14 protein-coding genes and 1 pseudogene are annotated in these 15,611 nt (G+C 61.0%); 12 read left to right on the top strand and 3 right to left on the bottom strand.

Translation table 11 applies throughout. From position 1 onward, the window contains the following. Positions 1 to 36 precede the first annotated feature (36 nt). A complete protein-coding gene (gene gcvA / locus BM194_RS14320) occupies positions 37 to 969 on the bottom strand; it encodes a transcriptional regulator GcvA (RefSeq protein WP_092848031.1) in 933 nt (310 codons plus the stop codon). A 153-nt stretch (positions 970 to 1,122) separates the two neighbouring features. Here gcvA and BM194_RS14315 point away from each other — a divergent pair, with 153 nt between their 5' ends. From BM194_RS14315 to BM194_RS21070, 3 genes and pseudogenes are all read left to right on the top strand, one after another. Next, complete coding sequence (locus tag BM194_RS14315) at positions 1,123 to 2,502, top strand: L-serine ammonia-lyase (RefSeq protein ID WP_092848029.1); 1,380 nt, start codon at positions 1,123 to 1,125, stop codon at positions 2,500 to 2,502. 287 nt (positions 2,503 to 2,789) lie between these two features. Then, positions 2,790 to 3,086: pseudogene (locus tag BM194_RS21075) on the top strand (cyclic nucleotide-binding domain-containing protein); the annotation flags it as partial. Positions 3,087 to 3,128: 42 nt separating this feature from the next. After that, on the top strand, positions 3,129 to 3,614 hold the full coding sequence (locus tag BM194_RS21070) for a Crp/Fnr family transcriptional regulator (protein ID WP_340148085.1): 486 nt from the start codon (positions 3,129 to 3,131) through the stop codon (positions 3,612 to 3,614). Between the two features lie 5 nt (positions 3,615 to 3,619). On the opposite strand, the gene BM194_RS14305 is transcribed toward BM194_RS21070, so the two are convergent. Further along, entirely contained in the window at positions 3,620 to 4,492 is an 873-nt protein-coding gene (locus BM194_RS14305; RefSeq protein WP_092848024.1) for a LysR family transcriptional regulator, read from the bottom strand. A gap of 139 nt (positions 4,493 to 4,631) precedes the next feature. Here BM194_RS14305 and BM194_RS14300 point away from each other — a divergent pair, with 139 nt between their 5' ends. From BM194_RS14300 to BM194_RS14285, 4 genes are all read left to right on the top strand, one after another. After that, a complete protein-coding gene (locus tag BM194_RS14300; protein WP_092848022.1) occupies positions 4,632 to 5,741 on the top strand; it encodes an S-(hydroxymethyl)glutathione dehydrogenase/class III alcohol dehydrogenase in 1,110 nt (369 codons plus the stop codon). A 57-nt stretch (positions 5,742 to 5,798) separates the two neighbouring features. Next, positions 5,799 to 6,653: an S-formylglutathione hydrolase gene (gene fghA, locus BM194_RS14295; protein WP_092848019.1), complete on the top strand. Its 855-nt coding sequence runs from the start codon at positions 5,799 to 5,801 to the stop codon at positions 6,651 to 6,653. 108 nt (positions 6,654 to 6,761) lie between these two features. Then, positions 6,762 to 7,466 carry a monofunctional biosynthetic peptidoglycan transglycosylase gene (gene mtgA / locus BM194_RS14290; protein WP_092848017.1) on the top strand — a complete coding sequence of 235 codons (705 nt, stop codon included), beginning with the start codon at positions 6,762 to 6,764 and terminating at the stop codon, positions 7,464 to 7,466. 120 nt (positions 7,467 to 7,586) lie between these two features. Then, positions 7,587 to 8,519 carry a Gfo/Idh/MocA family protein gene (locus BM194_RS14285; protein WP_092848014.1) on the top strand — a complete coding sequence of 311 codons (933 nt, stop codon included), beginning with the start codon at positions 7,587 to 7,589 and terminating at the stop codon, positions 8,517 to 8,519. A gap of 6 nt (positions 8,520 to 8,525) precedes the next feature. Here the strand turns inward: BM194_RS14285 and BM194_RS14280 are convergent, their stop codons facing one another. Next, positions 8,526 to 9,485 (bottom strand): LysR family transcriptional regulator, encoded by a 960-nt coding sequence (locus tag BM194_RS14280; RefSeq protein WP_092848011.1) that lies wholly within the window; start codon positions 9,483 to 9,485, stop codon positions 8,526 to 8,528. 178 nt (positions 9,486 to 9,663) lie between these two features. Between BM194_RS14280 and BM194_RS14275 the strand changes: the two genes are divergently transcribed. The 5 genes from BM194_RS14275 to BM194_RS14255 form a co-directional block, all read left to right on the top strand. After that, entirely contained in the window at positions 9,664 to 10,851 is a 1,188-nt protein-coding gene (locus BM194_RS14275; protein WP_092848008.1) for an aldose epimerase family protein, read from the top strand. A gap of 297 nt (positions 10,852 to 11,148) precedes the next feature. Next, positions 11,149 to 12,141: an arabinose ABC transporter substrate-binding protein gene (locus BM194_RS14270; protein ID WP_092848005.1), complete on the top strand. Its 993-nt coding sequence runs from the start codon at positions 11,149 to 11,151 to the stop codon at positions 12,139 to 12,141. Positions 12,142 to 12,207: 66 nt separating this feature from the next. After that, positions 12,208 to 13,701, top strand: a complete 1,494-nt coding sequence (araG, locus tag BM194_RS14265; RefSeq protein ID WP_092848003.1) for an L-arabinose ABC transporter ATP-binding protein AraG — start codon at positions 12,208 to 12,210, stop codon at positions 13,699 to 13,701. Between the two features lie 25 nt (positions 13,702 to 13,726). Next, complete coding sequence (araH, locus tag BM194_RS14260; RefSeq protein ID WP_092847999.1) at positions 13,727 to 14,740, top strand: L-arabinose ABC transporter permease AraH; 1,014 nt, start codon at positions 13,727 to 13,729, stop codon at positions 14,738 to 14,740. A 155-nt stretch (positions 14,741 to 14,895) separates the two neighbouring features. Beyond that, positions 14,896 to 15,611 (top strand): dihydroxy-acid dehydratase domain-containing protein (locus BM194_RS14255; protein ID WP_177223420.1); only part of this gene is annotated, 716 nt, incomplete at its 3' end.

Below are 15,611 nucleotides of genomic sequence, written 5' to 3'. Positions count from 1 at the left end.
CAAGCCTGAAGGCTTGCGGGCGTTTTTCGTTGCGGCTCAGGTCGTGTGGCTTGCGGTGCTGCGCATCGCCTCTTCCACGATCCAGTTATGCACGGCCTGCACGCGGCGATCGTCCAGTGCGCCTTGGCGATAGACGATGCCGTAACGCTTGCCCGTGGCCACACGCTGGGAAAACGGCGCGATCAGCCTGCCCGTTCTCAGCTCGTCGGTAATCAGGGTGCGTCGTGCAATCGCGACCCCCATGCCGTCGATGGCGGCTTCCATGGTCAATTGGTTGCGGTTGAAGGTATAGCCGCGTCGCACGTTGACGTGGGGTGCCTCGATCGCGGTCAGGTAGTGCTCCCACTCGGCGTAGTCATGGCTGCCGCGCCAGGCCGTCACGTCGTGAAGCAACGGATAGTAGGCCAGGTCCTCGGGGCGGTGCAGGGAAGGGCGGCCACGTAAAAGCCCAGGCGCGCAGACCGGAAAGATGACTTCGTCCATCAACGGCGTGATCTGCAGGCCCGGGTAATGGCCGTCGTTCAGGTCGATGGCCAGGTCGAAATCGCCCTCACGCAACGAGAGGTTGCTGTCCTCGGCAGCGATGTGCAATTCGATGTCCGGGAACCTCGCCTGCAGCCTCGGCAGGCGCGGCATGAGCCACTTGGCCAGGAAGGACGGCACGGAGCGCAGCCTGAGTATCCCGCTCATGACACCTGATTTCAGGCGCCTGACTTCGAGGCCGACCGTCTGGTAGGCCTCGTCGACCACGCTGGCGAGTCGCCGGCCTTCGTCGGTCAGTTCGAGTTGTCGGGGCAAGCGACGGAACAGGCGAAAGCCCAGCCGTTCCTCGAGTTGCTTGACCTGCTGGCTCACGGCGCCTGTTGTGACATGCAGCTCCTCGGCAGCGCGCGTGAACGACAGGTGGCGGGCACTGACGGCGAATACCTTCAGCCAGGCGTGGGTCTGTGCGTTGAGGTGGCGGCTCATGGTTTAGTCATTCTAAATCGAAGACAAGTTATTCTCGGTTGTTCCTCGTATAACCGACGGTCATTCTAGGTGTCAATTACGATGTAAAGCGCAACGCTTTAGTCAATTTGATGTATCGGCAGATTTGGCCGTTGGCACGGCGAGGAGAACAAGATGGCCATTAGCGTGTTCGACCTGTTCAAGATCGGAATCGGTCCCTCCAGCTCACATACAGTAGGCCCCATGCGCGCGGCCTATGATTTCGTCACGGCCTTGCGCGAGAGTGATCTGCTGGAGCGTGTAGCGCGCGTCGAGGTGCACCTGTATGGGTCGCTGTCGGCAACCGGGGCCGGGCACGGCACCGACCGGGCCGTGATCATGGGGCTGATGGGCGAACGTCCCGATCAGATCGATCCGGCGATCGTCGGCCCCTGCCTCGAGGAATTACTCGAAGCACAGACCCTGATGCTCGACAACCGCTGGGCGATCCCCTTCATCTGGGCGCGTGACATGCAGTGGCACGAGGAGAGCCTCCCTCACCATCCCAACGCGATGACACTGATTGCCTATGGCCATGCCGGCGAACTCTGTCGCAATACCTTCTATTCGGTGGGCGGCGGTTTCGTCATCGACGAGCGCCAGGCCCAGGCGGGCGAGCTGGATACCGATACCACCGTGCTGCCCTACGATTTCAACACGGCGGAAGAGTTACTGGCCCTGTGTCGCATGCACGACATGCGCATCAGCGAACTGATGATGGCCAATGAGAAGGCCTGGCGTGACGAAGCGGAGATTCGATCCGGCCTGTGGCGGATCTGGGAGGCCATGCGTGAATGTGTGGACAACGGGGTCAGCCACGAAGGTGTCCTGCCAGGTGGGCTCAACGTTCGACGCCGTGCCCGCAAGCTGCATCAGCGCCTGCTGGCGACCGAGGACGACAACAGCCTGATTGCCTCTACCTTTTCGGCCATGGACTGGGTCAATGTCTTCGCTCTGGCGGTCAACGAGGAAAATGCCGCCGGGGGTCGCATGGTTACTGCGCCCACCAACGGGGCGGCGGGCATCGTGCCAGCCGTACTGCATTACTACATGAAATTCCAGCCGGGTGCCTGCGAGCGGGACGCGGTGGATTTCCTGCTGACGGCCGGGGCGGTGGGTATCCTCTGCAAGAAGAATGCCTCGATCTCGGGAGCTGAAGTCGGCTGCCAGGGGGAGGTCGGTTCCGCCTGTGCCATGGCGGCGGCTGGACTGGCCGAAGTCATGGGTGCCACGCCGGCCCAAGTGGAGAATGCTGCGGAAATCGGCCTTGAACACAACTTGGGCCTGACCTGCGACCCGGTGGGAGGCCTGGTTCAGGTTCCCTGTATCGAGCGCAACGCCATCGCCTCGGTGAAGGCGATCAATGCCGCGCAAATGGCCCTGCGTGGCGATGGTGAGCACTTCATTTCGCTCGACAAGGCGATTCGTACCATGCGCGATACCGGACGCGACATGCAGGACAAATACAAGGAGACGTCACGGGGCGGACTCGCGGTAAATGCCATTGAATGCTAACCGTGGCGTGAATTATCCATCTAATTAATCTGGTTTAATATTCTCGTTCAATGGGCAAAGCCGGCGCTCGCGGGTAGCAAAAGGAGCAGGGTTGCCCGTGTGGGCGGGCTGGTCAGCGAGACTGAAGGGATTAAATAAGTCCTTGCCGGCGCTGAATTTGTTGCTCATCGGTATCTGGCTAACTTAGGTTATTAAACCAAATATACAGATGATACAGAATGTGTCAGAGCTGCCACGCAAGCGCACGCGCGCTTGCGTGGTGACAACTGACCGGAGATCATCTGAACGTGAACCTTCAAGACAGTGCTATCGTCCAACAATTCCAGCAGCATTGTTCTTTGACCGAGGAAGAAAAGGTTCTCCTGCTCGAATTGGAGCAAAATCCCCTCAAGGTGAATGCCGGGGACATCATCTGGCAAGAAAACAGTAAAGTAGATCAATTCTGCACCATCAGCCAAGGTTGGGCCTACTCTTTCCGTAATCTCGGCGATGGCAGCCGGCAGATACTCAAGGTCTACCTGCCCGGCGATATCATTGGCATGCGTGACTTTGCGTTCTCGAATCGCCTGGCCGGCGTGGCGATGATAGAAGAAGGGATCGTAAGCCATTTTTCCCATGAGCACTTGTTGAAGATCTTTCGCCATTCCACGGCCCTGACGGCAGGCCTTTTCGCGATTGCCTGTCGCCAGCAAGCGGTGCTGACGGAGCGCCTGATCTACCTGGCCAGACGAACCGCCCAACAGCGGCTGGCGCATTTCCTTTATGAAATGTATCTGCGTCTGGGACGTATCGGCGCGGCTGACGAGGGGCGTTTCCGCCTGCCGTTATCGCAGGAACAATTGGGCGACATCCTCGGGCTGAGTGCCGTCCATGTCAGTCGCACATTCACGGCGTTTCGAGAAGATGGCCTGGTGCTACGCGATCGGCATCGGGTTACGCTGCCCGATCCCGAAGCGCTGGCCCAGTTGGCAGAGTTCGATGGCGGCTACCTGAACGATGCGGTGCCTGCCTTGTTCTTCGATCGCGAATGGCAATCCCACATGCTGGCCGGGCCAACCGCCAGGAGCGACGAGCAGATGCCGGGAAAGTCCAAGGCCGCCTCGGCGGATTGAGCGCTTTAACGCGAAAAGTTGTCGCTCAGGAAATCGATGAACTGGCGGATCTTGGGCGACAGGTGGCGATGGCGCGGATAGACCGCCCATACCGCCGTGCCGGTGAACTGGACATTGTCCAGCACCGACACGAGCCGGCCGCTGGCCAGGTGTTCCTCGACGTAGTAATCGGGCAACTGTGCCAGGCCGAGCCCCTTGAGCGCGGCATCCAGCAGGGCGGGGCCCGAATTGGCCTGCCAGCGGCCATTGACCCGCACCTCGCGACGCTGGCCGTCGACTTCGAATAGCCAGTAATCCCGTGTCCCCACCAGGCATTGATGGCTGGAAAGTTCCGCCAGGCTGTGCGGGCGTGGCACCTGCGCGAAATATTCTCTCGTTCCCACCACGTATTCGCGTCGCTCGCATAGTCGCCGGGCAATCAGACTGGAATCCTTGAGCACGCCCATACGCACGGCAACATCGAAGCCTTCGTCGATCAGGTCGACCTGGCGGTTGGTGAAATGCATGCGCACTTCCACCTGGGGATGCAGGCGCTGGAAGTCATTGACCAAGGGGGCGATGTAGCGCTCGCCGAAGGTGGTCGCCGAGGTCAGCTTGAGCACGCCCTGCGGGGAAGACTGCAAATCGTTGATGGCGGCTTCTGCTTCGCGAAAGCCTTCGAACACGTGACGGCAATACTCGTAGTAGATCGTGCCGGCATCGGTCAGGCGAAGCCGCCGGGTGGTACGGAAGAGCAACTGGGTGCCAAGCTGGTTCTCGAGCTGGGCGACCAGGCGGCTGACGTGCGAGGCGGAAACGCGCAGATGCCTGGCTGCGGCCGAAAAACTGCCGAGCCTGACGACCTCGCTGAATGCTTCGATACGATCCCAGCGCTGCATTGTTGCTCCCTGGCAATAATCTTGTGACGCCGACGCCATTTATCGCGGTGCCGGATCTCACCTAGACTGGAGGCATTGCCTTCCGACCCGCGCTGTCTGTGCGGGCGCCGTCATTATGCCATTGATAGGAGAGCGCTTGATGAAATCACGTGCCGCCATTGCCCTGGAAGCCGGCAAGCCGCTGGAACTCGCCGAGATCGACGTCGAAGGGCCGAGGGCCGGCGAAGTGCTGGTGCGCATGGCCGCGACCAGCGTCTGCCACACGGATGCGTTCACCCTGTCCGGCGCCGATCCCGAAGGGCTGTTCCCCTCGGTGCTGGGCCATGAAGGGGCAGGCGTGGTGCAGGAAGTCGGCGAGGGCGTGACCAGCCTCAAGCCGGGCGATCACGTCATTCCGCTGTATACCGCCGAGTGCGGCAAGTGTAAGTTCTGCCTGTCGGGCAAGACCAACTTGTGCAGCTCTGTACGCGCTACCCAAGGCAAGGGCGTGATGCCCGACGGTACCTCGCGCTTCTCGTTCGAGGGCAAGATGCTGCACCACTACATGGGCACTTCGACCTTCTCCGAATACACGGTGTTGCCGGAAGTGTCGCTGGCCAAGGTTTCCTCCGAGGCGCCGCTGGACAAGATCTGCCTGCTCGGCTGCGGCGTGACCACCGGCATTGGCGCAGTGCTTAACACCGCCAAGGTCGAGCCCGGTTCCACCGTCGCCGTGTTCGGTCTCGGCGCCATCGGCCTGGCAGTCATCCAGGGCGCACAGATGGCCAAGGCTTCGCGCATCATCGCCATCGACGTCAATCCCGACAAGTTCGAGATGGCGCGCCAGTTCGGGGCGACCGACTTCGTCAACCCCAAGGACTATTCCGACCCGATCCAGCAGGTCATCGTCGACCTGACCGACGGCGGCGTGGACTACTCCTTCGAATGCATCGGCAACGTCAACGTCATGCGTTCGGCGCTCGAATGCTGCCACAAGGGATGGGGCGAATCGATCATCATCGGCGTGGCCGGTGCCGGCGAGGAGATCTCCACGCGCCCATTCCAGCTGGTCACCGGGCGCGTCTGGAAGGGCTCGGCATTCGGCGGCGTCAAGGGGCGCAGCGAATTGCCCGGCTACGTCGATGACTACATGAACGGCAAGATCAAGATCGACGAGTTCATCACTCACGACATGCCCTTCGAGAAGATCAACGACGCCTTCGACCTGCTGCATCAGGGCAAGAGCATTCGTACCGTGCTTCACTACTGAACAGGGAAGGGGCACTGCCAGTGCAGTGCCCGGTACGTCGCCAGACAAGGAGGACGCATGACCATGACCGAGACGCTGGAGCTGGTTTCCGCCAACAAGTGCTTTGGCGGCTGGCTCAAGCGCTACAAGCATCACGCCCGGGCGCTCGATTGCGAGATGACCTTCTCGATCTATCTGCCGCCTCAGGCGGAGGAGAGCAAGGTCCCGCTGCTGTGGTGGCTGTCGGGGCTGACCTGCACCGACGAGAATTTCATGCAAAAGGCCGGTGCCCAGCGCATCGCTGCCGAACTGGGCATTGCCATTGTCTGCCCGGATACCAGCCCTCGCGGCCTGGACCTGCCCGGCGAGCACGACAGTTACGACTTCGGCTCTGGCGCAGGATTCTATCTCAATGCAAAGCGCGAACCGTGGGCACGTCATTACCGCATGTACGACTACGTCAATGATGAGCTGCCGTCGGTGGTGCGTCAGCATTTCCCGGTCAATGGACGCGAGTCGATCAGTGGTCACTCGATGGGCGGACACGGTGCGCTGGTGCTGGCATTACGCCAACCGGGTCGCTTTTCATCGGTATCGGCGTTTGCACCGATCGTCAACCCGATGGATGTGCCCTGGGGACACAAGGCCTTCGAGAACTATCTGGGCGACGAGCGCGGCGACTGGCGACCGTACGATGCCTGCGAACTGGTGGCCAAGGGCGCGTCGCGTCAGCCACTGTTCATCGATCAGGGCGAGGCCGACCAGTTTCTCGAGGAGCAGCTCAAGCCCGAGCGCCTGGAAACGGTCTGCAAGACTCACGACCATCCCTTGACCCTGCGTCGTCAGCCGGGATACGACCATAGCTATTACTTCATCGCCACCTTCATCGAGGATCATCTGCGCTATCATGCCAAGTACCTGATGAAGCGCTGATCGTTAGCCGACTGTTTCGATCTGTTTTGCCGGCTGCGGGTGGCTCTGCCGAAACCCGTGGCCGGCATTGTTATACTGGGCGTGTCCGAAACCTTAAGAGACCAAGACATGACCCAGGACTGGCCGCGCCGGGCACTACGCTATTTTCTCATTGCCGTTGTCGGCTTCGTCGTCGTGTCGGTACTGCTGGTACTGATGTTGCGCGTGGTGCCGGTGTTCGGCTCGATGGTCATGGTCGAGCGCAAGGTCCAGTCGTGGTTCTCGGCGGAGTCGCTGAACATCCGCCATGACTGGGTACCTTGGGAGCGTCTCTCCGACCAGGCCAAGCTGGCGGTGATCGCGGCCGAGGACCAGAAATTCCCGCAGCATCACGGTTTCGACTTCGGGCAGATGCGCAAGGCACTGATGGCATGGCGTTCCGGGAACAATCTGCGCGGTGCCAGCACCATCTCCCAGCAGACGGCGAAGAACCTGTTCCTGTGGACCGGACGCAACTGGCTGCGCAAGGTGCTGGAAGCCTGGTTCACGGTACTCATCGAGCTGTTGTGGCCCAAGGAACGCATTCTCGAGGTCTATCTCAACATTGCCGAATGGGACAACGGCGTGTTCGGGCTGGAGGCCGCCGCCCGACACTACTTCGGTGTTTCCGCTGCCGAGCTCAATGCCAACCAGGCCAGCCGCCTGGCGGCCATCCTGCCCAATCCTCGGGAGTGGAGTGCCTCGCGACCTTCGTCTTATGTGCTGCAGCGCAGTCAGTGGATTCAGCGCCAGATGCGTCAACTGGGTGGAACGCAGTATCTCGAACGTCTTTGACGCCAGCGCCATCGAAGCGATAGCGATTCCGTCATGAACGCATGGCGGAACAGTTATTGGTTCTCACGACGCTAGGCCGCTATGGTGTCGTGACGTTTCAATCACACAAGGCAACAGGACATGCCCCCCATCAAGATCGGTATCGTCGGACTGGGCAAGATTGCCCGCGACCAGCACCTGCCCGCCCTGGCGGCCAATCCCGACTTCGACCTCGTCGCCGTGGCCAGCCGCAACGCCTCCCAGGAGGGCGTCGCCAGTTTCGCGACGCTCGAGGAAATGCTGGAAGCCATGCCTGAACTCGACGCCGTCTCGCTGTGCACGCCGCCCACCGTGCGTTACGGTCAGGCCCGCCAGGCGCTACGTGCCGGAAAGCACGTGATGCTGGAAAAACCCCCAGGTGCCACGCTGAGCGAGGTCGAGGACCTGGCGCAACTGGCCGAGAGCTCGCCGGGCAGCCTGTTCGCGACCTGGCATTCACGGTATGCCCCGGCAGTCGAGCCCGCCCGGCAGTGGCTGGCCTCGCGCCGAATCCGCAAGGTCCATATCGAGTGGAAGGAGGACGTGCGCGTCTGGCACCCAGGCCAGCGCTGGATCTGGGAGCCGGGCGGCATGGGCGTGTTCGATCCCGCCATTAATGCGCTGTCGATCGTCACTGCAATCCTGCCGCGTCGCTTTTTCCTGCACGAGGGTACGCTCCAGTTCCCCGAGAACTGCCAGGCGCCCATCGCCGCCAACCTGTACTTCAGTGATAGCCAGGATACGCCAATCACAGCGGATCTCGATTTCCTGCAGACCGGCCCCCAGACCTGGGATATCCACATTGAGACCGATGAGGGCAACCTGGCCCTGCGCAAGGGTGGCAGCCAGATGTTCGTCGATGACCAGTTGGAGCACGAGGCACCGGAGCAGGAATATCCGGGGCTCTACGCGCGTTTTGCCGAGCTCGTTGCCCGTCGCGAGAGCGACGTCGACGTGGCGCCGCTACGCCATGTCGCCGACGCCTTCCTGCTGGGGCGTCGCGAGACGGTAGCGGCCTTCCACGACGAGGGCTGATCAGGCCTAGCCGGAAATGGCCAACTGGCGCTGGTGGGCAATAATCTCGCGCAAAGTGCTCATCAGCGCGCCGGCGCCGGGCGACAGGCGCTGCTTGCGCAGGCTGACCAGTCCATAGGGCTGGACGCTCAGCGTCTCGGTGAAAGGCAGGATGCGAAATCGCTGTGGCGCGCACAGCAGGTCAGCCACCTGCCGCGTGGTGACTGTCAGGGTATCCGACTTGGCCACCAGGGCCAGCGAGACCAGGACATCGGGCGTATCCACGATCCTGTCCGGTGCTTCGATGTCGTGCTGCATCAGCAGGTGCTCGACCCGCTGACGCATCAGCGCCCCCGGGGGCTGGAGCGACCATGGATAGACCACCATGTCCGCCAGGGTCGGCTGCGTCTTGCCCGCCAGCGGATGTCCCTCTCGGCAGACGAAACAGATTTCCTCCTCACCGATTTCCTCGAACACGAAATGCTCCGTGGAAAACCCCTCCGGTATGCGGGTAATGGCGAAATCGAACTCGCCTTCCAGAAGGCGCGGGATCAGCGCCTTGCTGACATCCACATCGACGCGAACCTTGAGTCCCGGCAGGTCACGATGCACGCGCTCGATGGCACTGGTCAGCAGAGTCACGGCGGGTGCCATGACCGTACCCACCGAGACCACGCCGGCGTTGCCTTCGCGCAGAGCGTTGAGTTCGTCACCGGTGTGGTGCAGTTCGGAAAGAATGCTGCGAGCGTGACGCACCATGATCTCGCCGTACCAGTTGGGTGTGACCCCGCGTGAATGGCGGTCGAACAGGGCCACACCCAACTGATTCTCGAGATCGCCGAGCAGCTTCGAGGCCGCCGGCTGGCTCATCGACAAGCTGGCCGCAGCACGGTGGAGATTGCGGTGCTCGTCCAGGGCAAGGAATAACTGCAAGTGGCGTAACTTTAGTCTTACGCGAAGGAACCAGTCGGGCGGTAGCGCCCCCATCGTCTGCTTTCTGGTCATGGATCAATAGCCATTGTGGTATCTGTTCTTGTCAATAGAGTGATTAGTGAGGTCAACCCTTGCCGTCTACGGTAAAAGCCGGGGAGCGTCGACGCTCCCCGGGCAACAAAAGAACCGGTAATAACCAACAAGACATGATTGGCAAACAGGAGCCTTGTTCATGCCAAGATCCTCGACCTTTCCCTTGCTGGCAGTGACGGCAGGCTTAGCTAGCATGCTAAGCGTAGCGCAGGCCAGCGATGATAACAGTGCGGTACCGGGTGTCGAAAAATCGACGTTCGGCCAGCTTCCCGACGGTAGAACCGTTGATGTGTACCGACTCACCAATGCCAATGGCATCACGATGCGAATCATCAATTATGGTGGCATCATCGTATCGTTGAAAACACCCGATGCTCAGGGAAATTTTGAGGATATCGTGCTGGGCTTCGACTCCCTGGAAGGTTACCTTTCGGACGCCTATCGAAAGGCCAATCCCTACTTCGGTGCCCTCATTGGCCGCTATGGCAATCGCATTGCCGGGGGTGAATTCAGCCTGGATGGCACGACCTACCAGTTGGCAACCAACGATGGCAGCAATCATCTTCACGGCGGCGACCAAGGATTTGACAAGGTGCTTTGGGATGCCAAGCCTTCCGAGAATCAAAACGGCGTTGGTGTCATCCTTTCATACATTAGCCCCGATGGAGAGGAGGGGTATCCTGGCAAGCTGGAAACCGAAGTAACCTATACCCTGACTGAGTCTGATGAACTGGATATTGTCTATCGCGCCACGACGACGAAACCGACGCCGGTCAATTTGACCCAACACAGCTATTTCAACCTTGATGGCGAAGGCAGCGGCAGCATCCTCGATCACTATCTGATGATTAACGCCGAGGCGTTTACGCCGGTGGACGATATGCTGATTCCCACCGGTGAAATCCGCCCCGTTGACGGGACACCGTTCGACTTTACCGAGCCGACACCGATCGGTGAGCGTATTGAGCAGGACAATCAACAACTTCTCCGGGGCAAGGGTTACGACCATAACTTCGTACTCAAGCGTGAAGCGCCACAGAGCGAGGAGTTGGTGATGGCAGCGCGAGTCTGGGAACCGGATAGCGGTCGCCTTCTCGAGGTGGAAACCACCGAGCCGGGATTGCAATTCTATTCGGGCAATTTCCTTGATGGCAGCTTAAGCGGAAAGCAAGGTTCGGATTACGAGCATCGCTCTGGGTTCGCCCTGGAAACGCAGCATTTCCCTGATTCTCCTAACCAGGAGTCTTTTCCATCGACGATATTGAATCCGGGAGAAACCTATCGATCCCACACGGTATATCGCTTTTCTACCCGAAACGGCCTGTAAAATAGCGATTATGAGCTTTTCCTTTATTTGTGCCGGTGCGCTTTATGCCACCGGCTTTTTTAGGCCCACCTAAAGGCTAAGAAGACTTTAGTCGCATGGCTAACTTTCTGAAAATAGCGTTGCTGCCGCATGACAACAGGCTTTTGGGGTGAATGATATAAATATCGATATGTTGCATTCGGTAAAGGCATATTGGTGGGTTATCGGGCAAGACCCTAATGTCTTCTACGTATCGACGACGACATGACGCGTTGACGACGAAAACAACAATGCCCTCAAGGCAAGGAGACATGCCTGATGCGATTCAATAATCTTTCTCGCCTGGTGCTGAGCGTCGGATTGGCGATGGGCTCGCTCAGTGCGGCACAGGCCGCCGACGATGACGTCAAGATGGGCTTCATCGTCAAGAAGCCCGAGCAGGCCTGGTTCATCAATGAACAGGAAGCGGCCACCCAACTGGGTGAAGAGAAGGGCTTCGAGGTGGTCAGGCTGGCTGGTGAAGATGGTCAGCAAGTCCTTAGTGCCATCGATAACCTCAACTCTCAGGGTGCCCAGGGCTTCATTATTTGCCCTCCCGATGTGCGCCTGGGGCCGGCGATCATGAACCGGGCCAAGCAGTACGGCATGAAGGTCGTGACCGTCGATGACCGCTTTGTGGGTCCTGACGGCCAGCCCATGGAAGACGTACCGCACCTGGGCATGTCCGGTTACAAGATCGGTCAGCAGGTTGGCAACGCCATTGCCGAGGAAATGCAAGCGCGTGGCTGGGACCCGGAAAAAGTCGCTGCGCTGCGAATCACCAACTATGAACTGCCCACCGCCAAGGAGCGTACCGACGGTGCCACCGATGCGCTGCTCGAGTCGGGGTTCAAGAAATCCAACATCTTCGACGCCCCGCAGCAGAACACCGACACCAGCAGCGCCTTCGCGGCGGCCTCGCCGGTGCTGTCCAAGAATGGTGACTACGAGCACTGGGTGATCTACGCGCTGAACGAGGAGAGCGTACTGGGTGGCGTTCGGGCCAGCGAGCAGTACGGCCTGAGTCCTGACCAGGTCATCGGGGTGGGAATCAATGGCTCCGGGGCTGCGTTCGCCGAGTTCTCACGCGAAAAGCCGACCGGCTTCCATGGCACCGTGGCGGTAAGCTCGACCATGCACGGCCAACAGACCGCCGAGAACCTCTACCAGTGGATCACCGAAGGCGAGAAGCCTCCGGCCAATACAGAAACTTCCGGCACCCTGATGACCCGCGACAACTGGGAACAGGTTCGCAAAGACCTGAACCTGTAAGCACTCCCCCGTCCATGGCATGACGGCCGTGGACGGGGCCTGCCTCACTCCAGCGGAGTCCATTCCATGAGCGAACCCTATCTTCGAGTCGACGGTATCACCGTCGAGTTTCCCGGCGTGCGCGCGCTCGATGGTGTCAGTTTCGGCGTCAAGGCAGGCGAGGTGCATGCCCTGATGGGCGAGAACGGTGCCGGCAAGTCGACGCTGCTCAAGGTGCTCAGTGGCGTCAACAAGGTCACGGCCGGAGCACTGTGGATCGACGGCGAACGGCATGTCTTCGCCAACGCACGTGAAGCCTTGGCCCAGGGCATCGCCATCATCTACCAGGAGCTGACCCTGTCGCCCAACCTGTCGGTGGCAGAAAACCTGCTACTTGGCCAGTTGCCCGAGCGGCGAGGCTTCATCGATCGTCGCGAGTTGCGCGAACGTGCCGTCAAGGTACTGCGCGACCTGGGCGAGGAAGGCATTCACCCTTCGACCAAGGTGCGTGACTTGTCGATCGGCCAGCAGCAGATGATCGAGATCGGCCGGGCGCTGCTGCGCGATGCGCGAATCATTGCCTTCGACGAGCCTACCAGCAGTCTCTCGGTGCAAGAGACACGCCATCTCAAGCGCATCGTGGCGCGCCTGCGCGACGAAGGGCGGGTGGTGCTCTACGTCACTCATCGCATGGAAGAAGTCTTCGAGATGTGCGACGCCGTCACTGTGTTCCGTGACGGGCAGCACATCCGTACCCATGAATCCCTCGATGGGCTCGATAACGACACGCTGGTCAGTGAGATGGTCGGTCGCGAGATCGAGGATGTCTACGGCTACCGGCCGCGCCAGTCAGGCGAGCCGCTGATGCGCGTCGAGGGCCTGCTCGGGCGTGGCGTGCGCAAGCCGGTCAGCTTCGAAGTCCGGCGTGGCGAGGTACTTGGCCTTTTCGGGCTGGTCGGGGCCGGGCGCAGTGAACTGATGCGCCTGGTCTGCGGTGTCGAGAAGGCCAGCGAGGGTACGGTACGTTTTGCGGGTGAAGAGTGCCGTTTCGACAGCCCGCATGCGGCCATTCGTGCCGGGATTGCCATGTGCCCCGAGGATCGCAAGTCACAGGGTATCTTTCCGGTGGCCAGCGTCGCCGACAATCTCAACATCAGTTGCCGGCGCTTCTTCCGGCGCTGGGGCGTGTTCCGTAACCCCTCGCGGGAAGTCGCCAACGCCAACGACTATATTCGCCAACTAAGCATCAAGACCCCGGGCCCTCGCACCCGCATCAGCACCCTATCGGGCGGCAATCAGCAGAAGGTCATCCTGGCGCGCTGGCTTTCAGAGGAGATCGAACTGTTCGTGATGGACGAGCCGACCCGCGGCATCGACGTCGGCGCCCGTCGCGATATCTATTCGCTGCTCTATGACCTGGCCGAACAGGGCAAGAGCGTGGTTGTGATTTCCAGCGACCTCGCCGAGGTCAGTTCGATCTGCGATCGCATTGGCGTGATGCGCGACGGCGAACTGATCGACATCGTGCCTCGCGACGAGGCCACTCCCGAACGACTCCTGGGCCTGGCGCTGCCGGCCTGACCCGTTATCAAAAGAGGACCCGACCATGGCTACCGAAAAACTCGCCAAGGCGCAGGCCGCCCAGGGCGGTGGCGATGCCGGGCGCCTGGGCATGCCCAAGGCGCTGCGTACGCTGCTCGACACATCCGGCCTGATTGCCATCTTCATCTTGCTGTTCATCGGCCTGTCGGTGCTGGTGCCCGATTTCCTGACCGGGCGCAACATCGTCGGCTTGCTGCTCTCGGTGACACTGATCGGCACCATCGCCACGACCATGATGATGGTGCTGGCGCTGGGTGAGGTCGACCTGTCCGTGGCCTCGATTGTCGCCTTTGCCGGTGTCGTGGCGGCAGTCATTACCTCAACCTCGGGCAGTGTGGTCATCGGTGTGCTAGGCGGTGTCGCCGCCGGCGGTGCAGTGGGTGCCTTCAACGGCTTCGTGGTGGCGCGCTTCGGCATCAATTCGTTGATTGCCACACTGGCAGCCATGGAGTTCGTGCGCGGGCTGGCCTACATCACTTCCGGCGGGGATGCGGTCATGATCACCGTGCCGGGGTTCTTCGAGCTGGGCAGTGCGTCCTTTCTGGGCCTGACCCTGCCGGTATGGACGATGATCGTCTGCTTCGTGATCTTCGGCGTGCTGCTCAACATGACCGCCTTCGGACGCAACGTGCTGGCTACCGGGGGTAACGCCGAGGCCGCGAGCCTGGCCGGGGTCAACGTGCGCCGGCTCAAGATCACCGTGTTTGCGTTGCAAGGCGTGGTCGCCGGGATCGCTGGCGTGCTGCTCACCTCGCGCATGGGCCTGGGTGATCCCAACACCTCGCTGGGGCTGGAACTCGCCGTGATCTCGGCCTGTGTGCTGGGCGGCGTGTCGTTGTCCGGCGGGGTGGCGTCGATTACCGGCGTGCTCGTCGGGGTGCTGATCATGGGCTGTGTGCAGAACGCCATGGGCCTGCTCAACGTGCCGACCTTCTACCAGTACCTGGTGCGCGGGGCGATCCTGCTGCTGGCGGTGATGTTTGATCGCTGGAAGCAGACCCGTCGAGCGAAAGCCTGAAAATCACTGCATAAACGGCTGCAGGACCGAATCACTGCGTTGCGCGGTGCTCATAGGCTCGCCTAACAACACGTTATGTCTCGCCTCTTGCGCGCCGTGCGCCTTGTGCTTCATGTCCTTCGCGGGTTTCTGCAGCGATTTTACACGGAGCTTTTATGACTAATGGAAAACGCCAACTTCGCAGCGCCGCCTGGTTCGGCAGCGCCGACAAGAACGGCTTCATGTACCGCAGCTGGATGAAGAACCAGGGCATTCCCGACCACGAGTTCCAGGGCAAGCCGATCATCGGCATCTGCAACACCTGGTCGGAGCTTACTCCCTGCAACGCGCACTTCCGCAAGATCGCCGAGCACGTCAAGAAGGGCGTGCTCGAGGCCGGCGGCTACCCGGTGGAGTTCCCGGTGTTCTCCAACGGCGAGTCCAACCTGCGCCCCACCGCGATGTTCACCCGCAACCTGGCGAGCATGGACGTCGAGGAGGCGATCCGCGGCAACCCGCTGGACGCCGTGGTGCTGCTGGTCGGCTGCGACAAGACCACCCCGGCGCTGTTGATGGGCGCGGCGAGTTGCGACATCCCGACCATCGTGGTCACCGGCGGGCCGATGCTCAACGGCAAGCACGAGGGCAAGGACATCGGCTCGGGCACCGTGGTCTGGCAGCTCTCCGAGCAGGTCAAGGCCGGCAAGATCTCGATCCACGAGTTCATGGCCGCCGAGGCCGGCATGTCGCGCTCCGCCGGCACCTGCAACACCATGGGCACCGCCTCGACCATGGCCTGCATGGCCGAGTCGCTGGGCACGTCGTTGCCGCACAACGCGGCGATCCCGGCGGTGGATTCGCGGCGCTACGTGCTGGCGCACCTGTCCGGCAA

This window comes from Modicisalibacter xianhensis (genome assembly GCF_900113605.1).
In the GTDB taxonomy this organism is placed as follows: Bacteria; Pseudomonadota; Gammaproteobacteria; order Pseudomonadales; family Halomonadaceae; genus Modicisalibacter; species Modicisalibacter xianhensis.
The sequence above is the reverse complement of the archived record's forward strand: the minus strand, read 5'-3'. Positions and strand labels throughout refer to the sequence as shown.